The organism is Sphingomonas pokkalii (genome assembly GCF_003096275.1).
In the GTDB taxonomy this organism is placed as follows: domain Bacteria; phylum Pseudomonadota; class Alphaproteobacteria; order Sphingomonadales; family Sphingomonadaceae; genus Sphingomonas; species Sphingomonas pokkalii.
In genome coordinates this window covers 711,352-735,887 of the sequence record NZ_QENQ01000001.1, presented here as the reverse complement: position 1 = coordinate 735,887, position 24,536 = coordinate 711,352, and the positions used below count along the sequence as shown (strand labels likewise).

General features: G+C 68.9%; 20 protein-coding genes. 12 read left to right on the top strand and 8 right to left on the bottom strand.

Features of this window, described 5'->3' with window-relative positions; all coding sequences use genetic code 11:
- Positions 1-2 precede the first annotated feature (2 nt).
- Together DD559_RS03470 and DD559_RS03465 are read right to left on the bottom strand one after the other, a co-directional pair.
- Positions 3-2,030, bottom strand: coding sequence for a Y-family DNA polymerase (locus DD559_RS03470; protein WP_240610099.1), 2,028 nt, complete (start codon positions 2,028-2,030; stop codon positions 3-5).
- A 64-nt stretch (positions 2,031-2,094) separates the two neighbouring features.
- Positions 2,095-2,808, bottom strand: coding sequence for an ImuA family protein (locus DD559_RS03465; RefSeq protein WP_116467960.1), 714 nt, complete (start codon positions 2,806-2,808; stop codon positions 2,095-2,097).
- A gap of 247 nt (positions 2,809-3,055) precedes the next feature.
- On the opposite strand from DD559_RS03465, the gene DD559_RS03460 reads away from it, so the two are divergent.
- The 5 genes from DD559_RS03460 (at position 3,056) to DD559_RS03440 (ending at position 8,169) form a co-directional block, all read left to right on the top strand.
- Complete coding sequence (locus tag DD559_RS03460; RefSeq protein WP_116467959.1) at positions 3,056-4,327, top strand: 3-methyl-2-oxobutanoate dehydrogenase (2-methylpropanoyl-transferring) subunit alpha; 1,272 nt, start codon at positions 3,056-3,058, stop codon at positions 4,325-4,327.
- A gap of 205 nt (positions 4,328-4,532) precedes the next feature.
- Positions 4,533-5,537, top strand: coding sequence for an alpha-ketoacid dehydrogenase subunit beta (locus tag DD559_RS03455; protein WP_116470684.1), 1,005 nt, complete (start codon positions 4,533-4,535; stop codon positions 5,535-5,537).
- A gap of 5 nt (positions 5,538-5,542) precedes the next feature.
- The gene (locus DD559_RS03450; protein WP_116467958.1) at positions 5,543-6,856 is read left to right on the top strand and encodes a dihydrolipoamide acetyltransferase family protein; all 1,314 of its coding nucleotides are present in this window, start codon (positions 5,543-5,545) and stop codon (positions 6,854-6,856) included.
- Positions 6,857-6,974: 118 nt separating this feature from the next.
- On the top strand, positions 6,975-7,895 hold the full coding sequence (locus tag DD559_RS03445; protein WP_116467957.1) for an alpha/beta hydrolase: 921 nt from the start codon (positions 6,975-6,977) through the stop codon (positions 7,893-7,895).
- Between the two features lie 76 nt (positions 7,896-7,971).
- Positions 7,972-8,169 (top strand): hypothetical protein, encoded by a 198-nt coding sequence (locus DD559_RS03440; protein ID WP_116467956.1) that lies wholly within the window; start codon positions 7,972-7,974, stop codon positions 8,167-8,169.
- A gap of 44 nt (positions 8,170-8,213) precedes the next feature.
- Here the strand turns inward: DD559_RS03440 and DD559_RS03435 are convergent, their stop codons facing one another.
- Complete coding sequence (locus DD559_RS03435) at positions 8,214-8,732, bottom strand: thioredoxin family protein (protein ID WP_116467955.1); 519 nt, start codon at positions 8,730-8,732, stop codon at positions 8,214-8,216.
- Between the two features lie 234 nt (positions 8,733-8,966).
- Between DD559_RS03435 and DD559_RS03430 the strand changes: the two genes are divergently transcribed.
- Positions 8,967-11,372, top strand: coding sequence for a TonB-dependent receptor plug domain-containing protein (locus DD559_RS03430; RefSeq protein ID WP_116467954.1), 2,406 nt, complete (start codon positions 8,967-8,969; stop codon positions 11,370-11,372).
- A 19-nt stretch (positions 11,373-11,391) separates the two neighbouring features.
- Here the strand turns inward: DD559_RS03430 and DD559_RS03425 are convergent, their stop codons facing one another.
- From DD559_RS03425 to DD559_RS03415, 3 genes are read right to left on the bottom strand one after another with little or no spacing between them, the layout of a single operon-like run.
- Positions 11,392-12,120 carry an alpha/beta fold hydrolase gene (locus DD559_RS03425; protein ID WP_116467953.1) on the bottom strand — a complete coding sequence of 243 codons (729 nt, stop codon included), beginning with the start codon at positions 12,118-12,120 and terminating at the stop codon, positions 11,392-11,394.
- 53 nt (positions 12,121-12,173) lie between these two features.
- Positions 12,174-12,674: a PIN domain-containing protein gene (locus tag DD559_RS03420; RefSeq protein WP_116467952.1), complete on the bottom strand. Its 501-nt coding sequence runs from the start codon at positions 12,672-12,674 to the stop codon at positions 12,174-12,176.
- Positions 12,674-12,892, bottom strand: a complete 219-nt coding sequence (locus DD559_RS03415; RefSeq protein WP_116467951.1) for a type II toxin-antitoxin system prevent-host-death family antitoxin — start codon at positions 12,890-12,892, stop codon at positions 12,674-12,676. The genes DD559_RS03420 and DD559_RS03415 overlap by 1 nt, the downstream gene beginning before the upstream one ends.
- 201 nt (positions 12,893-13,093) lie before the next feature.
- Between DD559_RS03415 and DD559_RS03410 the strand changes: the two genes are divergently transcribed.
- A complete protein-coding gene (locus DD559_RS03410; RefSeq protein WP_116467950.1) occupies positions 13,094-14,458 on the top strand; it encodes a cation:proton antiporter in 1,365 nt (454 codons plus the stop codon).
- 9 nt (positions 14,459-14,467) lie between these two features.
- On the opposite strand, the gene DD559_RS03405 is transcribed toward DD559_RS03410, so the two are convergent.
- Positions 14,468-15,994 (bottom strand): tryptophan halogenase family protein, encoded by a 1,527-nt coding sequence (locus DD559_RS03405; protein WP_116467949.1) that lies wholly within the window; start codon positions 15,992-15,994, stop codon positions 14,468-14,470.
- Positions 15,995-16,020: 26 nt separating this feature from the next.
- On the bottom strand, positions 16,021-16,998 hold the full coding sequence (locus DD559_RS03400) for a phosphatase PAP2 family protein (RefSeq protein ID WP_116467948.1): 978 nt from the start codon (positions 16,996-16,998) through the stop codon (positions 16,021-16,023).
- A gap of 172 nt (positions 16,999-17,170) precedes the next feature.
- Here DD559_RS03400 and DD559_RS03395 point away from each other — a divergent pair, with 172 nt between their 5' ends.
- The 5 genes from DD559_RS03395 to DD559_RS03375 all read left to right on the top strand — a co-directional run bounded on the left by DD559_RS03395 (position 17,171) and on the right by DD559_RS03375 (position 24,419).
- A complete protein-coding gene (locus tag DD559_RS03395) occupies positions 17,171-19,222 on the top strand; it encodes a pilus assembly protein TadG-related protein (protein ID WP_116467947.1) in 2,052 nt (683 codons plus the stop codon).
- Entirely contained in the window at positions 19,219-19,719 is a 501-nt protein-coding gene (locus tag DD559_RS03390) for a TadE family protein (protein ID WP_116467946.1), read from the top strand. The genes DD559_RS03395 and DD559_RS03390 overlap by 4 nt, the downstream gene beginning before the upstream one ends.
- Positions 19,716-20,141 (top strand): TadE/TadG family type IV pilus assembly protein, encoded by a 426-nt coding sequence (locus DD559_RS03385; protein WP_116467945.1) that lies wholly within the window; start codon positions 19,716-19,718, stop codon positions 20,139-20,141. The genes DD559_RS03390 and DD559_RS03385 overlap by 4 nt, the downstream gene beginning before the upstream one ends.
- 211 nt (positions 20,142-20,352) lie before the next feature.
- On the top strand, positions 20,353-20,574 hold the full coding sequence (locus tag DD559_RS03380) for a hypothetical protein (RefSeq protein WP_116467944.1): 222 nt from the start codon (positions 20,353-20,355) through the stop codon (positions 20,572-20,574).
- Positions 20,575-20,687: 113 nt separating this feature from the next.
- The gene (locus DD559_RS03375; protein ID WP_116467943.1) at positions 20,688-24,419 is read left to right on the top strand and encodes a LamG-like jellyroll fold domain-containing protein; all 3,732 of its coding nucleotides are present in this window, start codon (positions 20,688-20,690) and stop codon (positions 24,417-24,419) included.
- The last annotated feature ends 117 nt before the right edge of the window (positions 24,420-24,536 follow it).

Sequence of the window (24,536 nt, the reverse complement as noted above, 5' to 3'; positions counted from 1 at the left end):
CCTCACCCGAACAGGCCGTGCAGGTACCAGCTGAGATCGCCGGTAACGCTGCGCTCGCCATCGCCCTGGCGGAACAGCCAGTAGCGGCGGCCGCGTTCGTCCTCGACGCGGAAATAGTCGCGCGTGGCGTGCGTCTCGGCGGCGCGCTTCCACCATTCGCCATGGATGCGCTCGGGCCCGTCGGCGCGGACCACCTCGTGCCGCTCGCCGCGCCAGGTGAAGCGGCGCGGCGGCTGGTCGGGGAGGGCCGCGACGACATGGTCGAGCCGCTCGGGCCGGCGGAGCAGGCGGATCGGGCGGGGCCAGTCGGGGTGCCAGGGCGGCAGCGGGGCATTGCGGTCGAGCTGGCGGACATCGTCGGCCTTCATCGGCGGGGCTTCGCGCTCGGGCGGATCGAGCGGCGGCAGGGCGGCCGCCGAGCGTTCGGGCACGTCGCTTTCCACCGGCCGCATCCGCCACAGCCGCGCCATGCCGATCCGCGTCGCCAGCGTGTCGATCAGCGGCGCAAGATCGGGCACCGTCTCGGCATCGAGCCGCTCGTCGACCGGCAGCGCGCCGAGCGGTTCGCTGCGCAGCAAATGCAGCGTCATCGCATCGAGGCCATAGCCGGGTTCGATCTGGTCGATCCGGCGCGCGAGCAGGCGGAGGAGATGCGCGGGATCGCGGCTGGCGCGGGCGAGGCCAATGCCGATCCGTTGCGGCACGCCGTCGACGCGGTCGGCGACCAGCCCGATGCGGCGCGCGCCCTGCCCCGCCTCGGCCAGCGCTTCGGCGAGGCGGTGGACGAGATCGCCCAGCCAGTGCGCGATCGCCTCGGGGGTGGCGATCGGCTCGGCGAAGCGCTGGGTGACGGCGATCGGCTCGGGCGGGGTGACCGGGGTGACCGGCTCCGGGATACGGCCCAGCGCCTGGTCAAGCCGCGCGGCGATCGTGGTGCCGAAACGCCGGACCAGCGGCGCGCGGGGAAGCGCGGCGAGCTGGCCGATGCTGTCGACGCCGAGCCGGTGGAGCAGGTCTAGCGCATCGCCCTCCAGCCGCAGCGCCTCGACCGGCAGCGGGGCGAGCCAGGCGCCATGCTCGCCGGGCGGGCAGCGCAGCAGCGTCTCGGAGCGAAAGCGCGCGAAGGCCCAGGCGGCGCCAGGGGTATCGGCGACGGCGATCTTGTTCGCGAAGCCCAGCCGGGCGAGCAGCGCGTGCAGCCGGCGCAGCATCCGCGCCTCGCCGCCATGGAGATGGGCGACGCCGGTCAGGTCGAGGAACAGCAGGTCGTCGCCGGCGAGGGTGACGCTCGGCGACCAACGCCGGGCGAGGCTGTGCGCCAGCCGTTCGAGATCGGCACGGTCGCCTTCCGAGTCGGCGGGGTCGATGCGGAGGACGGGCACCAGTGCGCGAGCCTGGGTAAGCGCCATGCCGATGCGGATGCCCGCGGCCATCGCAGCCGGACATGCCGCTGCGACCTCGCTGCGGCTGCCGGTGCGGCGCGAGAGGATGCGACCATCCGCATCGGCTGCATCCACCGCGACGGACGTCCGCCGGTGACTCCCGCGCTCCCCCCGCCCCCCATCGTCATCCCCGCGGAGGCAGGGATCCATTGACTCATCGGTCGAAGCTGGAGCCGCAACGGCACGGCGAATGGATCCCCGCCTTCGCGGGGATGACGATGTAGAGGTGGATGGGGTGGGCGCAGCAACGGACGGCGCAGCCGCACGCGCCGCCAGCGGCAACCGCGCCACCCCGCCCGCCATCGCGCCGCCCTCGTCGGGCCGCATCCGCTTGAAGGCATGGTCCGCCGCCTCGCTACGCCGGCCGAGCTCGCGCAGCGGCGGCCGCTGGTGCGGCGGGAGTGCCGCGATCGCAGCATCGCGCGCGGCCCGCGCCCAGCGCGCGCCCGGCCGCCAGCCGCCGCCGCGCTGGACGGAGCAGGCAGCCTCCTGTTCGGCAGCGGCGAGCGCTTGGACGGAAGCGAGGTGCTCGTCGCCGGCGTTCCCCGCAAGCGGGAGGGGAGCACAGGTAGTGGCGGAATCCGCCATCCTGCCGTCAGCACATCCGGCAAGGGGGACGGCAACGAAAGTAGCAGCGCCCTGGTGCGCCCGCTCAGGCGGCGGCAGCGCGCGCCGCTCGGCCCGCCGCACGCGGTCGAGCGACCAGTGGGGCAGGAAGAGCGCAGCGACCCGTTGCATCGCAGGCCTCCACCAAGAGTTGGAACGATTCCCCCCCGCGTTGCCGCGCCAGCGACAGCTCCCAGCGCGGCCGGCCGACCCCCTCCACCGGCAGCGGCGCCGAGGGCGCGCAGCCGATCCGCCAGCGCGTCACCGCCGCCGATGGCGCGCCCAAGGGATCGCTCCCTTCGCGGGCATGGCGCTTGAGCAGCAAGGCAATCGTACGGCCCCCCTCAGCCACCAATTGCAGCCGCCGCGTCGCCGGCATGGCGAGCCGCTTCACCTCGCCGATCACCGCGCCGAGGCCGCGATGGCGCAGCCCCTCCTCCATGATCGCGAGCAATTCGTCGTCGTCGCGCGCCTCGGCATAGATCACCCGCTTGGGATCGAGCCCTACCTGCGCCAACCCAGGCGCGAACAGATCGCGCCGCCGAACCACCCACAGCACCGGCCCCCAGCAGCGCGCGGCGATTCCGCCGAGAAAGGTGGTGGCGGCGCAATCGTCGGTCAGATCGGGCGTGGCGCCCGAAATCTCGTGCAGCGCATCGAGCCGCAGCCCCCCGTCCGCCAGCTTCGAATCGAGCCGCTCCAGCCCGAAGGGCAGCACCGGGCGCCGACGGAATCCGGTGCCGTCGATGGCGCTGAGCATTGCGCGCAACTGGTCGAGGGTGGCAGGATCGGGCACGGCGACTCGCTCGGGGGTTGATGACAGGTCCGACTCGTTCGTTCCTATTTTGTTCCAATTGGCGCGCGAGTCAATCGGACTCGATGTCCCAAATTTTTAGGCCAGCCCTGCTGCCCCATCTCGACAGGCGCGTTGAAATTTTATAACAGCGTTGCGCAATTCGAGTTCGTGCGTTGTCCGTGGCGACACGGCCGTTTTTGATGGAGAGACCATGACGGTGGACGCCCCGCGCGCCAACCTGCCGCCGCTATCGCTGCATGTGCCCGAGCCGCGCTTTCGCCCCGGCGACGAGGCCGATTTCAGCGATCTCGTCGTGCCCCCCGCCGGCGCCGCGCGCCGCCCGGACACCGCAGAGCCGGCCGATCGCTTCCACGAACTCGCTTACGGCCTGGTCCGCGTCCTCGATGACGCGGGCAATGCTGTGGGCCCCTGGGATCCGCGGCTCGATGCCGAGGCGAAGCGCAAAATGCTGCGCAGCATGGCGCTGACCCGCGCCTTCGACGAGCGCATGTTCCGCGCCCAGCGCCAGGGCAAGACCAGCTTCTACATGAAGTCGACCGGCGAGGAGGCCGTGTCGGTTTCCGCCGCGCTGGCGATGGCCGGCGACGACATGTGCTTCCCCAGCTATCGCCAGCAGGGCATCCTGATCACCCGCGGCTATCCGCTGGTCGAAATGATGAACCAGATCTACTCGAACCGGGGCGATCCGCTACAGGGCCGGCAGCTGCCGATCATGTATTCGTCGAAGGAGACCGGCTTCTTCTCGATCTCCGGCAACCTTGCCACGCAATATCCGCAGGCGGTGGGCTGGGCGATGGCGAGCGCGGCGCGCGGCGACACCCGCATCGCCGCCACCTGGTGCGGCGAGGGCTCGACCGCGGAAGGCGACTTCCACTCGGCGCTGACCTTCGCCACCGTCTATCGCGCCCCGGTGATCTTCAACGTCGTCAACAACCAGTGGGCGATCTCGAGCTTCTCCGGCTTTGCGGGTGCCGAGGCGACCACCTTCGCGGCGCGCGCGATCGGCTATGGCATCGCCGGGCTGCGCGTCGACGGCAATGACGCGCTTGCCGTCTATGCGGCAACGCAATGGGCGGCCGAGCGCGCGCGGACCAACCAGGGCCCGACGCTGATCGAGCATTTCACCTACCGCGCCGAGGGCCACTCCACTTCGGACGATCCCAGCGCCTATCGCTCGGCCGGCGAGCCCAATGCCTGGCCGCTCGGCGATCCGATCCGGCGGCTGAAGGATCATCTCATCGGCCTCGGCGAATGGGACGAGGAACGCCAGGCGGCGATGGACCTCGAACTCGCCGAGACGGTGAAGCGCGCGCAGAAGGAGGCCGAGAAGAACGGCATCCTCGGCCACGGCATGCACCAGCCGTTCGAGACCATGTTCGAGGGCGTCTTCGAGGAGATGCCCTGGCACCTGAAGGAACAGAGCGACCAGATGATCGCCGAGCGCAAGGCGGCCGGCATATGAGCGGCGTGGTAGGCTTCACACCTTCTCCCTTGATGGGAGAAGGATACCGCAGCTTGGCGGCTCTGCCGCCTAGCGGAGGTTGGATGAGGGTGAGCGCGGCGCAGCCGCGCGCGATTTGCATGCGCAAATCGCCCCCTCACCCTTCCGCGGCTTCGCCGCTCCCTCCCTCTCCCACAAGGGGAGAGGGAGCATGACGACGACCCGCATGAACATGATCCAGGCGATCAACGCCGCCATGGACGTGATGATGGAACGCGACGACCAGGTCGTCGTGATGGGCGAGGATGTCGGCTATTTCGGCGGCGTGTTCCGCGCGACCGCCGGGCTCCAGGCCAAATACGGCAAGACCCGCGCGTTCGACACGCCGATCACCGAGATCGGCATCATCGGCGTGTCGATCGGCATGGGCGCCTATGGCCTGCGCCCCGTGCCCGAGATCCAGTTCGCCGATTATATCTACCCCGCGCTCGACCAGCTCGTGTCCGAAGCCGCCCGCCTGCGCTACCGCTCGAACGGCGACTTCACCGCGCCGATCACGGTGCGCTCTCCGTACGGCGGCGGCATCTTCGGCGGGCAGACGCACAGCCAGTCGCCAGAGGGCATCTTCACGCACGTGTCCGGCATCAAGACGGTGATCCCGTCGACGCCCTATGACGCCAAGGGCCTGCTGATCGCCGCGATCGAGGACAACGACCCCGTCCTCTTCCTCGAGCCCAAGCGCATCTATAACGGCCCGTTCGACGGCCATTATGATCGCCCGGCCAAGAACTGGACCGCGCACCCCGCGAGCGAAGTTCCGACAGGCTATTACCGCGTCGAACTCGGCAAGGCGGCGACCGTGCGCGAGGGCGAGGCGGTGACGATCCTCTGCTACGGCACGATGGTCCATGTGGTTGCCGCGACGATCGAGGAACTGGGCGTCGACGCCGAGATCCTCGACCTGCGCACGCTGGTGCCGCTCGACATCGAGGCGATCGAAGCCTCGGTCAAGAAGACCGGCCGCTGCATGATCGTCCATGAGGCGACGCGCACTTCCGGCTTCGGCGCCGAGCTTTCGGCCCTGGTGCAGGAGCGCTGCTTCTACCATCTCGAAGCGCCGATCGCCCGCGTCACCGGCTTCGACACGCCCTATCCCCACAGCCTCGAATGGGCCTATTTCCCGGGTCCGGTGCGGATCCGCGAGGCGCTCAACAACCTCCTCAAGGACTGACGCCCATGGCTCGTTTCACCTTTCGTCTGCCGGACATCGGCGAAGGCATTGCCGAGGCCGAGATCGTCGCCTGGCACGTGAAGATCGGCGACCGCGTGGAGGAGGACCAGCAGGTCGCCGACATGATGACCGACAAGGCCACGGTGGAGATGGAATCGCCCGTCTCCGGCGTGGTGGTCGAGCTCGCCGGCGCGGTGGGGGATCAGGTGCCGATCGGCTCGGCGCTGATGGTGATCGAGGTCGAGGCTGCGGCCGAGGCGGAGACGCCGGTCGAGGAGCAGGTCGAGGCCGAAAATCCTGGGGTTGAAGAGGCGACGGACGCTGCGCCCAGCGCTCCCCTCCCGCGTGCGGGAGGGGCCGGGGGTGGGCCCTCGCTCGCCACCAGCGATGCACCCGCGGATGCCGGGGGCCCACCCCCCAGCCCCCTCCCGCACGCGGGAGGGGGGGCGCAGGAGACCAAGATCCTCGCCTCCCCCGCCGTGCGTGCCCGTGCGGCAGACCTCGGCATCGACCTCGCGCAGGTGAAGCCCGCCGAGGGCGACCGCATCCGCCATGCCGATCTCGACGCCTTCCTCCGCTATGGCAGCGCGCAGGGCTATCACGCGCCGCACGCCTCCCGTGCCCGCGAGGACCAGCCGGTGAAGGTGATCGGCATGCGCCGCCGCATCGCCGAGAACATGGCCGCGTCGAAGCGCGCCATCCCCCACTTCACCTATGTCGACGAGATCGACGTCACCGCGCTGGAAGCGATGCGCGGCGACCTCAACGACAATCGCGGCCAGCGCCCCAAGCTGACCATGCTGCCGTTCCTGATCGTCGCCTTGTGCCGCACCCTGCCCGACTTCCCGATGCTCAATGCCCGCTATGACGACGAGGCCGGGGTGGTCACCCGTCATGGCCGCGTCCATCTCGGCATGGCAACGCAGACCGATGCCGGGCTGATGGTGCCGGTGATCCGCGACGCGCAGGACCGCAACGTCTGGCAACTGGCCAGCGAGATCACCCGCCTGGCCGACGCCGCGCGTACCGGCAAGGCGAAGTCCGAGGAGCTGAGCGGCTCCACCCTCACCGTCACCTCGCTCGGGCCGCTCGGCGGCATCGCGACGACGCCGGTGATCAACCGGCCCGAAGTGGCGATCATCGGCCCGAACAAGATCGTCGAGCGCCCCATCTTTCAGGGCGACGACATCGTCTGCGCCAAGCTGATGAACCTGTCGATCAGCTGCGACCACCGCGTCGTCGACGGCTGGGATGCGGCGAGCTTCGTCCAGGCGGTGAAGAAGCTGCTGGAAACCCCGGTGCTGCTGTTCGCCGACTGACCCTGCAATCCGATGCTGCACGACGCGGTGCAGCATCGGATTCAGTAGACAAACCTCCGCGTTTGCCGCGATATGGTAGCGCTAACGAGTCGAAAATCGACGACCAGGGGAGGTTTGCATGAAACGCGTGTACGTGCCGCTTTTCGCCGCCGCGCTTGCGGTTGCCCTGCCGGGCATGGCGCTGGCCCAGAAAGACAAGATGACGCCGATCGCCACGCCGGCCCAGCCGGGCGCCATCGAACTCGGCACCGGCCCGCTACCCGATGCCAAGGCCGCCGAAAGCTGGCACAGCCAATATGGCAGCGTGTTCGCCCGCAACGTCACCGTCGCCACGCTGACCCCGTTCCTGCCCGACCCCGCCAAGGCGACCGGCACCGCGGTCGTCGTGGCGCCCGGTGGCGGCTTCGTCACCCTCTCGATGGAGAATGAAGGCTGGGATGTCGCCAAGGCGCTTGCGGCACGAGGCGTCGCCGCCTTCGTGCTGAAGTATCGGCTGAATCAGTCACCCCAGGATCTCGCCGCCTATGAAGGCTATATGCGCGATCGCTTTTCGGGCGGACGGCCGGCGCGGCCCGATCCGGCGGCGATGATGGCCGGCATCGCGACGCAGGTCGCCGATGCCCGCGCCGCCTTTGCCCTGATCCGCCGCCGCGCGGCGGAATGGCACGTCGATCCCGATCGCATCGGCATGGTCGGCTTTTCGGCAGGCGCGATGCTCACCATCGCGACGGCGATGCACGGAGGCGACGCCAAGCCCGCCTTTATCGGCAATGTCTATGGCCCGCTGGCGGCGATGCCGGTTCCGGCCGATGCGCCGCCGATGTTCGTCGCGATCGCCGCCGACGATCCTTTCTTCGGCAATGGCGGGTTCGGCCTGATCGAAAGCTGGCGCACCGCCAAGCGCCCGGTGGAGTTCCACCTGTTCGAACAGGGCGGGCATGGCTTCGGCATGTATCCGAAGAAGACGACGAGCACCGGCTGGTTCGACGAATTCGCCCGCTGGATGGCGATGCACGACTGGATCAAGCCGGCGGCCTGAACGCGGGGACGGGACCCTGGTCGCGGGCAATGCGTTGATGCACCGCAAGGGCCTATCGCCCCGACAGGAGACGTGCATGACCGAAGCGACCAGCACCCCCGTATCGAACCGCAAGACTGCGCTGACCGACGATATCCGCGCACATTTTTCGGGCGGGGGCAGGATCGTCGACAAGGCGAAGGGCTTTGCCAAGGCTCGTCCCTGGACCAGCGCCGCATTTGTCGGGATCGCCGCCATCGCCGTGTTGAACGGGCTGCGCGGCGTCCGCCCCTGATACCATGGCCCTGGTCCGCCCCGCACGGGCGGACCAGAAGGCAGCTATCGCACCCATTGCGCCAGCCAATCGGCCAGCGCCTGCGGCGAAAGGCTGCGAGCATCGGCCAGGGCCGACACCTTGCCGCCATTCTTGAGCCTGCCGGTCTTGGGATCGACGACCAGCAGCGCGGGGACCCCTTCCAGCGTCTTGCCGGCGCCATAGCGGGCCGGGATCTGCATGTTGCGATCGAAGCGGCCGATATCCACCGTCACCACCTCGTAATGACGGGCGACCCAGCGCTTCAGCTCCGGCAATTCCATCGTGCCCGCAAGCAGCCGGCAATCGAGGCACCAATTGCCGCCCAGATCGATCAGCAACAGCTTGTTGCCGCGGAGCGCGCGGCCCCGCGCCGCCTTTACCGCCGCTTCCGCGTCCGCGGTTTCGACATAGGGCAGCGGCAAGGGTTTGGGCAGCGCATCGAAGCTGGCGATGCGCACGCGCGGCGGCGCGTCAGGCGCCGGTGCAGCCGCCGGCAAGGCGAGGGCAGCAGCAAGCAGCAGGGCTGAGGTCTTCAAGCGCATGGCAACTCCAAGAGGTTGCACGCCGGGCGGCGCGGGCGGTTTCTAGACTCTATGCTATTATTGTGCGGCGCAAGCGGCGTACCCAGAAAAAGCTTCGCCCCCGCAAAGCGCCGCTTGCGACGCCCTGACCATCGGCTGCCTACCCACGCTTTGCGCCACCCTATCTTTTCTTCCTGAACACCTACCGAAAAGATGGATAATCCCTTTTTGAACAGGTTTGAAAAGGGGTTGACCATGCGTTCGTTCCGCAATGTGCTGCTGATTGCAGCTTCCGCCAGCGCGCTTGCCGCCGGCCATGCCCAGGCGCAGGCCGGCAGAAGCGACGCTCCCGCCGCCGTTGCCGACGACGGCCAGGAAGAGATCGTCGTCACCGGCACCCGCAGCGAAGGCCGCTCCCGGCTCGACACCGCCTCGCCGGTCGATGTGCTGAGCAACCAGACGCTCACCCGCCAGGGAACCACCGAACTGGGCGCGGCGCTGGCCGCGGTCGCGCCCTCGATCGACTTCCCCCGCCCCTCCGCCACCGACGGCACCGACGCGATCCGCCCGGCGACGCTGCGCGGGCTTTCGCCCGATCAGGTGCTGGTACTGGTCAATGGCGGGCGCGTGAACAGCTCGGCCCTGCTCAACATCAACGGCTCGGTCGGACGCGGCTCGGCAGCGGTGGATCTCAACACCATTCCCACCGCGGCGCTGGAGCGGATCGAAGTGCTGCGCGACGGCGCCTCGGCCCAATATGGATCGGATGCGATCGCCGGCGTCATCAACCTGCGGCTGCGCGAGGCGCGCTCGGGCGGCGCCGCATCGGCAACCTATGGGATCTATCGTACCGACATCGACACCGCCCGCGGCAGCCGCAGCACGACCGGCGAGCCGGTGTTCACCGCCTCCGCCTGGCAGGGCTTCGGCTTCGGCAGCGACGGCTTCGTGACGATCACCGGCGAATATGTGAACCGCAAGCCGACCAACCGCGCCGATTTCGATCCCCGCGTCACGCCCAGCCGCGTCACCGGCCGCTTCGGCGATCCGCAGGTGGAGCAATATACCGGCACGATCAATGCGGGCGCCAGCATCGCCGATGGCTGGAAGCTTTATGGCTGGGCGAGCTACCAGGATCGCGACACGCGCAGCGCCGCCTTCCCACGGCTGGCAAGCCAGATTCCGGCCGCCGTCCAATCCGTCTATCCCAACGGCTTCCTGCCGATCATCAACACCAAGTCGACCAATGCCGTCGGCACCGTCGGGATCAAGGGCGATGTCGGCGCCTGGGGCATCGACCTGCATGTCGGCTATGGCCGCAACAAGATCGCGTACCGCACGCAGAATTCGGCCAACTACGCCTATGGCGCGGCAACCCAGAAGAATTTCTACGATGGCGCGCTGATCTTCGACCAGTGGGTGGCGAATCTCGACGTGCGGCGCACCTTCGACCTGTTCCAGTCGCTGAACCTCGCCTTCGGTGCCGAGGGACGGCGCGAGGGCTATAAGATCACGGCGGGCGAACCGGCTTCCTATGACGCGCCGGAGCCGCGCAACGGCCTTGCAGCCGGTGCCCAGGGCTTTGGCGGGTTCGCACCCGTCAACGCCATCGAACGCTCGCGCCGCAGCGTCTCCGGCTATCTCGATCTCGAGGCGCAGGTGACGCAGGCGCTGCTGATCGACGTGGCGGTGCGCGGCGAGCATTATTCGGATTTCGGCGACACCGCCAACGGCAAGGTCTCGGCCCGCTACGACGTGGCGCCGTGGTTCGCGCTGCGCGGCACCGTCTCCACCGGCTTCCGCGCGCCGAGCCTGCAGCAGCAATATTTCACCTCGGTCGCACAGGTTATCCAGAACGGCACGCCGATCCTCACCGGCACCTTCCCCTCCACGGCACCGGTCGCGGCGGCGCTGGGCGGCAAGCCGCTCCAGCCGGAGAAGTCGACCAACCTGTCGATCGGCACCGTGCTGCGTGCCGGCGGCTTCGACCTGAGCGTCGACGCCTATGAGATCCGGTTGCGCGACCAGCTGGCGCTTTCCGAAAATATCCAGTCGACCTTCAGCCCGCAGGTCGCGGCGATCCTGGCGCCGTTCAACGTGCCCTCGGCCCGCTTCTTCATCAATGGCCTGCGCTCGCGCACGCGCGGTATCGACGCGGTGCTGCATTATCGGCTGGGGACGCCGAGCGATGCCGCCGGCGCGTTCGATTTCACCCTGGCCGGCAACGTCAACGACATCGTCGTCACCCGCGTGCCGACCAACACCGCCACGGTGAACCCGGCGCCGGTGCTGTTCGCGCGCAGCCGCGTGCTGACCATCGAACAGGGCACGCCAGGCGAGAAGGTGACCGGCACGATCGACTGGAGCAAGGGGCCGATCGGCGTGACCGTGCGCGGCACCTATTATGGCGACGTCAACCAGCCGGGCACCAGCGCGGCGGCGGACATCCACACCGGCCAGCATCTGATCAGCGACCTGGAGCTGGGCTATCAGCCGCGCAAGGGCGCCCAGATCGCGATCGGCGCCAGCAACCTGTTCGATATCTATCCCGATCGCACCATCCCGGCGAACAATTCGACCGGGGTGGTCGGCTTCCCCTTCTACTCGCCGTTCGGCTTCAACGGGCGCTATCTCTATGCCCGGCTCGGCGTGAACTGGTGATCCCGGCGGCGGGGGCGGCTCAACCCGCCTCCGCCAGTCCCGCGCCGCGCAGCCAGTCGGCAATGGCCGCGGCCACCGCCTCCGGCGCTTCCATCGGCATCATATGACCGGCACCGGCCACGATGCTGAGCGTGGCGTGCGGCGCCAGATCGTGCATCGCTTCGTGCTGCGCCGGCGGCGACCAGCGATCATGATCGGCGGAGGTCAGCAGGACCGGCCCGGCATAGCCCGCCAGTACCGGCCCGGCATCGGCGCGGCCCAGCAACGCCTCGATCTGGCCGAGATAGGCCTGAAGCGTATAGCCGGCCACCATTTCGCGCAGGGACGGCATCAGTGCTTCGATCCGATCGGGTGCTGCCCCCATCATCGGCGGCAGCCATGCTTCGGCCAGCGCCGCCATGCCCTGCGATCGCGCGATATCGATCAGGCGCTGCCGCCCCTCGCGCTCACCCGGGGCAGGCGGGTGAACGCCGGTATTGGCGAGGACGAGGCCGGCGATCCGCGCCGGCGCCTGCCGCACCGCCTCCAGCGCGACGCGCCCGCCCATCGAATGGCCGATCAGCACCAGCGGCCCCTCGGTCTCGCGCAGCACCGCCGCAGCCATCGTCGCCAGCATATCATGGCCGGGAAAGGCGAAGATCCGCGCCGGCAGGCCCTTCGGCAGCCGCTCGGCCACCGGCTCCCACACCCGCGCGTCGCTCAGCAGCCCGCAAAGAAAGGCCAGAGTCGGGGGCGATTCGCGTGTCATGCTCTCTCCTGCGCTTGATTGGATCCAATCTATTGCAGAAGATCGTGCCGAACTCACCCGCGAATGAACAGATTCCGCAACCAGGCCGGGCCGCCCTTCGTCGCTGCCCGCCAGTCGCCCGCGTCCTGCTCGACTTCGGCGGGGTCGTAGCGGCGGGGATCGAACAGCTTGATCCGCGCGCCGCGATAGGCGGCAGGCTCGAACGTCACCAGCGTCAGCCCCTGGTCGAGCGCGGTCGCCGCGACCAGCGCATGGCGGGTGCTCGCGATCGGGACCTGCCCCCGCCGCCGCGCGACCGCGAGGTCGACCGGCAGGAAATGCCCCTCGAACGCCGGCACGAGCTGCGTGTCGATCCAGTGTCGCAGCGCCTTGGCACCCTCCCCCCGCGACGATTCGGCGGCGGCGGCCAGCGCCTCGATCTCCGCCAGCACCAGCACCGAGACGAACAGCTGCTCGCGCGGCACCCCCGCTGCCCAGGCCGCCAGCCGCGGGTCGGCCCGTCCGGCCTTGGCGTTGCGCAGCTCCAGCAACACGGGCGTGTCGAGCAGGTACATTACCAGCGTTCGTCGACGAGGGGGGTGTCGAACGGCATCGGCGCGGCCAGCGCATCGACGATGCTTTCACGCTGGCCGGCGACGGCACGGAAGCTGGCGATGCTCATCAGCACATGGGTCGGCCGGCCGCGATCGGTGATGAACACCGGCTCGGTGCGCGCGAATCGCTTCGCGGCGCTGACATCCTGGTTGAATTCGCGGCTGGTGATCACCTTCATGGCACCGTCTCTCCCCGATGCTGGTAGCGCTAATAGTGTAGGTACGTACCTATGCTGTGGAAGCGCGGCAACACTCCCGGCAGGTCACGAAGAAATCGGCGGGGCGTGCATCGATCGCCCCTTGCCCGATCGTGCCGGAACGGTTCCTTAGGCATGCGTGACAGCGCAGCAGATGCCGGCACGCGAGGGGATCCGAATCGAATGCATGAACTGCTTGCCGGCGCGTGGCACGCGCTCACCGACGTCCTGAACCCGCACGGGCCGGCCGTGCACGCCGCGAAAAGCTATGCGCCCGGCGACTACAGCATCCATTTCTTCCTGCAGCTCGCCATCATCCTGCTCGCCTGCCGCGTGGTCGGCTGGCTGGGGCAGAAGCTGCTGCGGCAGCCACAGGTGGTGGGCGAAATGATCGCCGGGGTGGTGCTCGGCCCCTCGCTGTTCGGGCTTTTCTTCCCCGATCTCCAGCTCGCGATCTTTCCCAAGGAAACGCGCAACGTGCTCTATGCCGGCGCGCAGCTCGGCGTCGGGCTGTACATGTTCATGGTCGGGCTCACGCTGCGGCTCGATCACTTCCAGTCCAAGGCGAAAAGCGCGGCGGGGGTTTCCGCGGCCGGCATCGCCGCCCCGTTCCTGCTGGCGGCGCTGATAACCCCCGGTCTGCTCACGGTACCGGGGCTGTTCACGCCCGGGATCAGCCAGGCCAATGCCACGCTGTTCCTGGGCGCCTGCATCGCGCTCACCGCTTTCCCGATGCTCGCCCGGATCATCAACGAACGCGGCCTCGCCAATTCGGCGCTGGGCACGCTTTCGCTGACCGCCGGGGCCTTTGACGACGCCGCCTCCTGGTGCGTGCTGGCGCTGGTACTGGCGACGTTCGGCGCAGGTGCGGGCGTGGCGGTGCTCGCGATCGGCGGCGCGCTCCTCTACGCCAGCTTCATGCTGGTCTTCGGCCGCCGGCTGCTGGCGCCGCTTGGCCGGATGGTCGAGACGCGCGGCGAGATGACGACGCCGGTACTCGCGATCACCCTGATGCTGTTCTGCCTTTCCGCCTTCTTCATGGACGCGATCGGCATCCATGCGATCTTCGGCGGATTCCTGATGGGCGTGTGCATGCCGCGCGGGACCTTTGTCGCGGAGCTGAAGCGCAAGGTGGAGCCGCTGGCGGTGGTATTGCTGCTGCCGATGTTCTTCACCTATTCGGGGCTGAACACGCGGATGGACATGGTCAATTCGCCGGCGCTGCTGCTGATCGCGCTGGGCATCCTGGCGGTGTCGATCCTCGCCAAGTTCGGCGCCTGCTGGGCGGCGGCGCGGATCGCCGGCGAGGATAACCGCACCGCGCTCGGCATCGGCGCGCTGATGAACTCGCGCGGGCTGATGGAGCTCATCATCATCAACATCGGGCTGCAGAAAGGCATTATCGGCCCCACGCTGTTCTCGATGCTGGTGCTGATGGCGATCATCACCACGGTGATGGCGACTCCGCTGTTCGAGGCGGTCTATGGCCGCAGGGCGCGCGAAACCGGCGAACTGGACGCGCTGGACGACGGGCTGGCCACGGCCTGATCCCGCCGCCTAGCCGCCGAGCTGGCGGATCAGGTCGCGGTGCGCCGGCAGATCCGCCACGGCCTGCGCGCCGAAACTGCGGATGCGGGCGAATCGGCGCGCGGCCGCCGCATCGTTGGGAAAGGCGGCGCGCCCGGCGGACAGATCGGTGTGGAAGCCCATGCCGTAAAGGACATATTGGTAGTTGAAATAGGCGAAGCTTTCGTGGTCGATCACGAAATCGAACCGGCTGGGCGGGCGAAAGCGCCATTGCTCCAGCAGCGCGGCAAGGCTGTCCGGGATGCTCGCCGCATCGGCATTGTCGCGCCAGAACGGCTCTTCGCGTCGGCTCAGGCAATAATGCAGCTTCAGGAAATCGACGATCCGCAGATAGCGCGCCGCCATCCGCGCGTTGAACCGGGCGGCGGGCGCATCGATCGGGCCGGCATGGGGGAAGAGTTCGGCGATCATCGCCGCCGCCGTCTCGATGAACACCAGGCCGGTGGCTTCCAGTGGCTCGACAAAGCCGGCCGACAGCCCCACCGCCACGCAGTTCGCCACCCATTGGACGCGTCGAAAGCCCGGCTCGAACGGAATGGTCCGCGCCGAGAAGCGATCATGGCCGATATGCGCGCGCAGCACCGCCGCCGCATCGTCATCGCGCAGATGGGCGGAGGAATAGACGCAGCCAATGCCGCGCGCGGCCTGCAACCCGATGTCCCACGTCCAGCCCCCGGCATGGGCGGCGGCGATGGTAACGGGCTGGATGGGGCCGTCCGGCGTCTCGGCGGCAATCTTGCAGGCGAGCGCCCGATCGGCGAACAGCACGTGCCGCACGGAATGGAACGGGCTGCCCAGCGCCTTGCCGATCAGCGCCGCTTCGAAGCCCGAACAATCGACATACAGGTCGGCCGCCAGCGCGCCATGCTCGCGGGTGAGGACGCGGGCGATGCCGCCCATGCCATCCGGCTCCACACCGACCAGCCGGCCCTCGATATGGCCGACGCCCAGTTCGATCGCCCGCGCCTGCAACAGCGCCGCCAGCCGGTTCGCATCGAAATGATAGGCATAGGGCAACGCGCCGCCGAACGGATCCTCCTCCGCCCGCTTCGGCGCCCGCCCGCCTTCGATCACTCGGTTCTGGATCGTCATCGCCGCGGCGAAGGGCGGCCGAGTCGCTTCAGGCTGGAGGAGCCAATAGGGCACCAGCCCCGCACCCTCGGCATAGAGCGGCGCCTCGAAAGGATGGAGGAACCGGTGGCGCGTGCCATCGGGCAGCGGCGCGTGGCGCCAGTCGTCGAAGCGAATGCCCTGCTTGAACGTGGCCGAAGCGGCGCGGACAAAGGCGCGCTCGTCGATACCCAGGAACGCCAGCGTCGCGCGCAGCGTGGGAAACGCCCCTTCACCGACACCGATGATTCCCAGCTCGGGCGATTCGAGCACGCGAATCTCGAATGCCGGCTGCTGCGCGATTTCGAGATAGCGGGCGAGATAGGCGGCGGTGAGCCAGCCTGCCGTTCCTCCCCCGACGATCAGGATACGTCGCCTGCCCTGCATGGCCCCTTGCTACGGCGCGGGGCGCGCTACGGCAATGCGCGGCGACGGGCGATCAGCGCGGAGGCGCAACGCAGCCCCACGATCGCCACGCCGGCGCCCAGGATCATGTCGATCAGATAATGGGTACCCTCCACCGGCGTGGAAAGCACCATGGCGCTGGTGATGGCGATCAGCAGCCAGCGCAGCGGGCCGCAGCGCCAGGCAGTGGCGATATAGAGCGTGGCCGAGGCGGCGTGGAAGCTCGGCGCGGAAACCAGCCCGCGCAGCTGGCCCAGGTCGACGACATGCACCTCGCCCAGGCGCAACGCGGGGATCAGGTCCGGCTGCCACAGCTCGCTGAGCGGCATATAGGGGATCGGGCCCTTCCACAGATAGGAAAGCGGCCCTACCGCCGGCATCTGGCTGAACAGCGTCAGCGTGATCATCGCCGCGATCCAGAAGGCCGCCAGGAAGCGGTGCGCCTCGCGCCGCTGCCCGGTACAGGCGAACCAGCCGAGCAGCAGCGCCGGCGTCAGAAAAATGCTCTGATAGGCGGCCATGCCCAGCAGCTGCAGCGATCGATGCTCGGCGACCAGGCGATACCAGGCCAGCCAGTCGAATCGCATCGCCAGATCGAACTGCTGAAGGGTCGCATCGGCAAAGCCCTCGCTCAGTGCCGCGACCGGATAGCTGCACAGCGCGCCGGTCAGCGCCATGGCGGTGAACAGCGTGAAATACTCGGTCGCGTCGGCAACCGCCCGGCTCCACGGCCGGCCGATGCGCGCGCAGGCGAAGCGGATCAGCGGTACCGCCGCCAGCACCGCATAATAGGGGATATTGCTGCGCGCGAACGGATCGACGACGAGTCCGGCCGCCCAGAGCAGCAGCGCGCAGCCGGCAAGGCTGGCAACGATGGCGCCGCGTACCTGCCCGGCCGAAAAGCCGACCCCCGCATGGGGATCGCTGCTCGCGATCGGAAAGGCCGTGGCGGTATCGACGACGGCAGAGCGGAAGGGATCGGTCAAGGGCAGGCTCGTCTGGTATCGGGCAGGTCGGACAATCGACCCGCAAGGCTGGAGCCGCACGCGTGCCGTATCCGTACCTAACCCGGCGAGGCGCTGCCGACTAGCCCGGCTCGCCGCATTGCGAATGGACCGCGTAACCATTTGCAAGCGAATTGGTGATAGCGCCGGAGCCATGGTGTCGGAGACGCCCCTTCCCGCGCATCGATTCCCGAACCGACTCGCCGCGAACCGGCGCGGGACGGTGGCGGTGATCGGCGCCCTGGCGCTGACGACCTTGCTCGGCATCGGCGCGCTCTCGGTCGATCTCGGCCGGGGATACAGCCAGCGGATCGTCAACCAGCGCACCGCCGATGCCGCCGCGATCAGCGCGGCCATCGCCTACAAGGCCGCCGCCTCGAGCGAAGCGGTGCTGCTGCCGACCGCGCAGGATCTGGCCGTCGCCAACGGCCTCGGCGATGCGACGGTGAGCGCCACCCTGGTCCAGGACATGCCGACCAGCGGCAGCCGCGCGGTGAAGGTGACGATTTCCACCCCCGTGCCGATCGCGATCGCCTCCGCGATCGGGTTCCGCGGCAGCTACACCGTCTCGGCCACCGCCTATGCCACGCTGGCCGCCGCGCCGGGCATCGCACCGCCCTGTTTCCTGGCGCTCGGCTCGTCCGGCATCGGCATCGCGACCAGCGGCGGCGCCACGATCGAGGTCTCCGATTGCGCGGTCGCCGCGGTCGGCGACATCAGCAACCTGGGCACCCGCATCGCCGCGAAGAATATCGTATCGGGCAGCGGCAGCGTGACCAACGACTGGGGCACGCTGAGCGCGACGCTGCTCCGCTATGCCGGCACCTTCTCGAACCCCGCCTGGAACAGCGGCATTCCAGCGAGCGACAAGATCGTCAAGGCCAGCACCGCGCTCGCCGATCCGCTGGCCAGCAATGCCGATCTGCAGAGCGCCCGCCAGGCGATCGGCACCAGCACCGCACCCCGCACGATCGCCAACCCTTCCACCCCCGCGGGCGCCGATTGGGTGATCGGCTGGTCCCCTTCCGCCAACGTCGCCCCCTATCGGCGGGGCAATTCCGCCAACTATGTGATCCCCGCCGGGACCTATACGATCGGCCGCCTGACGATCGACGGCGGGCTGAACGTGCAGTTCCAGAGCGGTTCGAAGATCACCGTTGCCAACGGCGTCGCGATCGGCGGCGGATCGACGGTGGCGTTCGGCGATGTCGACCTGAAGGTGAATGGCGGGTTCGACAGCGGATCGAGCGGCGTCACCTTCGGCAAGGGCAGCCTGGCGATCGGCAGCGGCACCGTCACTTTCGCGGGCACCAATGCGTTCGGCGACGGCCCGGTCACGATCAACAGCGCGCTTTCGCTGGGCGGCGGCACCTCGCTGACGCTGGGCGCCGGCGCCCATGCCTTTGGCGCGCTCAGCATCGCCGGCGGCGGCTGGCTGAAGATGGGCGCAGGCGATCTCGACGTGCGCAGCGGTATTGCGATCGACGGCAATTCCACGCTGGCGGCCGGTGCCGGCAGCTATCGGCTGGGGCCCGACGGTTCGGGCCGCGCGCTCTATCTGGCCGGCAGCGCCGTGATGCTGATGGACGATGGCGAATTCAGCGCCAACGGCGCGATCGTCACCGAAGGCGGCAGCCGGCTCGTCTTCGGCAGGGCCGCCAACCACCTCGTCAACGGCGACATGCACATCGCCGGATCGGCGCTGTTCTCCCCCGGCCGCTACACCATTGCCGGCAATCTGGCGAACGGCACCGGCGGCACCACCTGGCCCTACACCTCGCCCGTGACGGGGCTGCGCTACGGCAGCATGATCGATGGGGTCGACGTGTCCGGCTTCGATCTTGCCGGCGTCAATGTCAGCTTCGTGCTGAGCGGCACGGTCAATCTGGGCGGCGGCGCCAAGAACAAGCTGCTGGCGGCATCTGCCGGCGTGGCGGGCGGCGCGATCGCCGACCTGCTGATCGACAGCCTCACGACCGGCGGTACCAGCTGGGCGGACGGCGCCAGGAACATCTTCTCCGGCATCGTCCACCTCCCCGCATCGGACGTCACGCTCTCCGGCGGCAGCACCACCCTGTCGGGCGGCCAGTGCTTCGTGCTGATCGCCCGATCAATCACCGCCAGCGGTGGCGCGGCGGCAGGCTCTCCCTGCACCAGCATCGCCGGCAGCGGCGGAGTCGGCAGCGATATCGGGCTGGTACGATGAGCGGCCGGCGGCGACCCGTGCTGCGCGACCGGCGCGGCGTCGCGACGATCGAGTTCGCCCTGCTGACGACGTTCTTCTTCGCGGTGATGCTGCTCGCGCTCGATTTCGGCGCCTATTTCGTCCAGCGCAGCCAGATCGGCAGCGCGGTTTCGGCCGCCTCGCTATCGGCCTTCGGCGCCCGCACCAGCATCCCGTTCACCGATCTTCCGGGCTATGTGCAAAGGGCCGCGCGGATGCCCGGGCTCCAGGTATCGGTGCGCTGCAACGGCAGCATGCGTTGCGCCAACAGCGCCCGCAGCTGCGCCTGCCTCACCAGAACCGGCAGCTTCATCGGCGCCACCTGCGGCGCCGGCTGCGGCAGCGGCAGTACCGCCGGCGCGACAGCGGGCTATTATCTGCAGATCACCGCCACCACCCCCTATCGGGCGATGGTGCTGCCGAACGGCGTGCTCAACGGCACGCCGATCACGCAATCGATCACGGTGCGGGTGGAATGAGCACGCCCCGCCTCGCCAGCGATCGCCGCGGCGCGACCGCGGTCGAATTCGCATTGCTCGCCCCCGTGTTCCTGCTGCTGCTGTGCGGGATGATCGAAATCGGCCGGATGCTCTGGGCGAAGCAGGTGCTGACCGAAGTCGCCTATGGCGCCGCGCGCTGCGCATCGCTCGAGGGCCAGTGCAAGACGGCGGCCGACATCCGCAGCTTCGCCACCAGCCGGGCAGCGGGTTGGGGCCTGAAGCTCGATCCGCAACAGGTGGGCTATACGGCAATCACGCTGTGCGACGGCAATGCCGGCAACGCCCAGGTGACGCTGCGTTATGCCCTGGCTTCGCCGATCGCGGGCCTGGTGCCGGGGCTGGCCGGCGATGTCGAAGCGCGCGGCTGCTTCCCGCGCCTCAACCAGGGCGTGACCCCATAGCCATCGGCGGGCCATCGCCCGGCAGGGCAATGGCCGCTTCCGAGCCACGCGCCGGGGCGCCCAGCGAACGCCTGGAGACGTTTACCGATAGACCCCTTCCCTGCGCCCATGGTTTCGGCGCGTCGGCGTGCATTTCGTCGCAGAATCGGCCGGGCGGGGGTTTTTCCGCATCCGATCCTCCCTAGCTTGCGGGCGATAGCGGGAGGCGCGAATGCACTCGATTCCAACGATGATCGCACCCGAAGCGATTGCCTGTATCGCCGAAGGCCGCGATCCCACGCCCGCCGAACTGGAACGGCTTGCCCGCCGCATCCATGGCGAGCTGCACGGCGCCAAGCCTGCCTTTGCCTGGGGCGCGGCTGGTGCGGACAGTTCGGCCGATCTCGTCAGCCGGCGACTTGCCGAAGCGGCGTTGCGCGGCAGCAGCCGCTGAACGCGCCGACGGCCATTGGCAGGCCGATCTGAAATTGCTACCGGTGTCACCAAGCCACCTTTCGGCGTCGGCGTGCGCGGATCGGGGATAAAATAACGGCTTGGGAGGGCGAGATGCGGCTGGTGGGGATTTCGGCATGGCTGCTGGCGGCGGCGCCCGCCCTGGCGCAGACCGCGCCCGAGGACGGCCTGCTGTTCCATCTTTCCGCAGATACCGGGCTGACGGCCGATCGCGCCCAAGGCGATCCCGTCCCCAATTTCCGATCGGGCGTCACGATCGTGCCGGACGGCGCGATCGGCGGCGCCGCGCGCTGGGACGATCAAGGCTATGTCGCCTGGAACGCCCCCGGCAACATGCACGCCGCGCGGGGCACGCTCGCCTTCTTCTGGCGGGCACGAACGCCGCCGGGCGAAGCGCCCTTCGTCATCTTCCGCGCCGGATTCGCCGATCATAGCAGCTGGGACATGGCGTTCCTGCGGATCGACTGGAACGGCCATGGCTTCGATGCCTTCGTGACCGATGCGAATCTGTCGCGCCTCCGCGTCTCCTTCCGGCTCGATCGGGTGCCGACCGCGGCGGAATGGCAGCACCTCGCCTTCGCCTGGGACGAGACCTTGGGCGTCCGCCTGTTCCTCAACGGCCGCGAAGTGGCGCGCCGCGACCAGAAGGCCGATCTCGATTCCGGGCTCGATCAGTTCGGCATGGCCGGCCGGGTCATCAGCCCGCATCAGGTGCAGAGCCGCTACAACTTCATGCGCGGCAGCGATCTGGACGAGATCCGCGTCTATGATCGGATGCTGGCCGCGGCCGATGTCGCGGCGCTGGCCGCCCGCAGCCTGCCGGGCGCGCCGCCGCCGCGCGACGCCGCCGCGGAGCGCGCCGCTTGGCTGCATCGCTATGGCTGGGACCGGGGCGCGCCGCCCCCGCTCGCCGATCGGGTCACGCGGGTGCGCAAGGTGGAGTTCGCCGATGCCCGCGATCTGAAGCAATGGATGTGGAAGGGCGTCGACGGTATCGCCGAGACGACCTGGCCCGGCGTCTATAACCGCTCGCGCCTGGCCGGCCGCAGCGATTATTTCGAACTGCCGGATTGGAACACCTATGTCGAAGGCGGCAAGGCCTATACGCTCACCGTCCCGGCGGACGAGGCGTTCAACCGCGTCGAGATCCGTGGCGCCGCCTATGGCGGGCTCGCCTGGTCAGCCGATGGCGCGCACTTCGCGACGCTGGCGGATCGGCCGCAAGGCGTGGTCCGCTCGGTCGATGCACTGCCCCTGCACAGGGGGGGCGTGCTGCGCTTCACCAATAGGATGCAGGAACAGCCGATCCAGGAGTTCTGGGCCTATCGGATCGATGGCGGGCCGGAACCGGAAGGCAGCTTCAAGCTCCGCTACCGGGTAAACGCCAAGGCGGCGGCCAACCTGGCCGCCCTGGACGGGCTGAACCGATACATTGCCGGCCGCTTCGCGCCCGAGGAGCGCAGCACCGTCCTTGCGATGCCCCGTTCCGGCGTGCGCGCCGCGGTGGGCGCCGGGGCGGCGGGCGACAGCGGCGCCGCCGTGCGGCCGGCCAATGCCCGCCCGATCGTCCATATCCTGATCCCCTCGAACCTGAACCAGGCCCCGCCCGACCAGCCGCTTGCCCGCGCCTTCAACTATGGCTGGCGCAATCTGCATGACGGGTTGGACGGCATCGCGATCGACCTGCCGGCACTGAAGGCCACGCCCAATGCCGAAGGGCTGATCCCGCTCAACATCCGCGTCCACGATCCGATCTGGCCGCAGCGCGACATGCTCGATCTGTCGGTATCGGTACGCCCCGGCGAGGCACGGACGCTGTGGCTGGATCTGCGCGACCGCATCCTCAGCGACGACAGCCTGTTCCTGACGATCGCCGCCGCCGCGGCCGATTTCGATGCGGATTCGCTCGACGGGACCGAGATCCGCCTGGTCTTCAAGCCCCGCGCCGAGGCGGTGGCCGAACATGTCGCCGATCGCTTCCACCAGGTGAAGGACAATTGGGGCTTCCTGGTCGAGGAACACACCGCGTCCGAGCGCGCCGCGCTCTATCGCCGGGTGCGCGCCGACGCCAGCGATCTGCTCCGCGTCGATCCCGAGCACAAGGAGATGCGCGCCTATTGGGCCGATATCGACTATCGCCCGGAGAACATGCCCGCCGAGGCGCTTCCCCCCATTCCCGCCGGCGTGCCCGCCTGGGCGGCCCGGCAACTGCAGGATCTGCGGCTCACCCGCCGCTTCGTCGAATGGTGGATCGACAAGCGCCAGGTACCGTATGGCGATTTCGGCGGCGGGATCAGCGATGATTCCGATCTGGTGCAGCAATGGCCGGGCCTGGCGCTGATGGGCGTGATCCCGGACAAGGTGAACGCCTCGCTGCGCGCGCTCGACGACGCCGCCTATCGCAACGGCATGATCGAGGACGGGCTGGGCACCATCACCACCGATGAACTCCACGCCTATGAGGAAGGGCTGAACGCCGACGCGGCACGGCTCTATCTCAACTGGGGCGAACCGAAGACGATGGAACGGCTGTTCGCCACCACGCGCGCGCTCGGCAAGGTCATCCTGCGCAACCCGGCGGGACATCTTCACTTCGCCAGCAACTGGTACGGCGCGCGCAAAATCTATCGCGAAGGCGCGTTCGAATGGCAGAAACCCTATAGCTATGTGGTCCTGCACGCGCCGATCCTGCTCGGCGTGTTCAACGGCGCTCCCCAGGCGCGCGGGCTGGTCACCGGACTGGCGGACGGCTGGCTCGCCCATGGCACGCCGGCGGAAGACGGCCGCTGGCGCTTCCCGAACGAGATCAACTGGCGCACCGATGCCACCCGCGCGGGCGATGGCGGCGGCGTGAGCGTGCCGTTGCAGACCGCCTGGGCGGCGTGGCGCTTCACGGGCGATGCGCGCTATCTCCGCCCGCTTCAGGCGCGGCCGCAGGCCGTGAGCGAAATCAACGAAAATGGCGCGCTGTTGCCCGAGACGCGGGCGATGGTCCCAATCCAGGGCAATGGCGAGGCGGCGCGCATCGCCGCCTGGACGACCAGCGGCGACCCCGCCCCCCTGGTGCCGCTGCACGAGGCGGCGATTCGGGAGAAATCGGCCCGCCTCTACATGATGACCGAGGGCCATTGGTGGAGCGATCGCGTCGAGAGCGAGACACAGTGGCTCCAACGCGAACGGCTGGGCGGCATCGCGCTCCGCCGCAACCAGACCTATCCCGGCCACACCGTCAGCTGGCGGTTCGCGGACGACGATGCGGCCGAACAGGTGGCGCTGCTGGTACCCGGTGCCAGCCCCACCGCCTTTGCAGTCGAGGCCTTCAATACCGGCACCGCGACGCGGGATGCGGTGATGACGACGTGGAACGTCACCCCAGGCCGCTGGACGATGCGCGCGCCGGACGGCAGCGTCACCACGCTCCCGCTCGGCCGCTCCAGCGACGTGCCGATCCGCTTCGCGCCGGGCGCCAGCCGCTACGCGTTCACGCTCGAAGCAGCCGGCGATCCCGTCGAGCGCCGTCCCGATCTCGGCATCGGTCGTGACGACATCACGCTTCAAGGCCGGTGGTTGATCGCCACGGTGCACAGCCTGGGCCAATCCCCCACCCCCCGAGGCACCATCACGGTCCGAGGGGCCAAGGGCGTACTCGGGCGGGCGGCGATCCCGGCGCTGGAAGCGCCGAGCGATCTGAAGCCACGGACCGCGACCGTGAAGGTCCGGCTCCATCCGACGCCCGATCTCGCATCGCTCACCGTCGAGGTCGCGCTGCCCGACAGGGTCGCGGAAGTTACACGGCACAATAATCGTGTCGTGCTGGGCGATTGACGATGAGGCTCGGCCGAGGACGACGCATCGGCCACGGCGGAAAAGAACCGGGCGGCTTCGCCGGGTGGCACTGGCCCGACGTCGTTCCGTCGTCGGTCACCAACCGGCAGGGCCCGG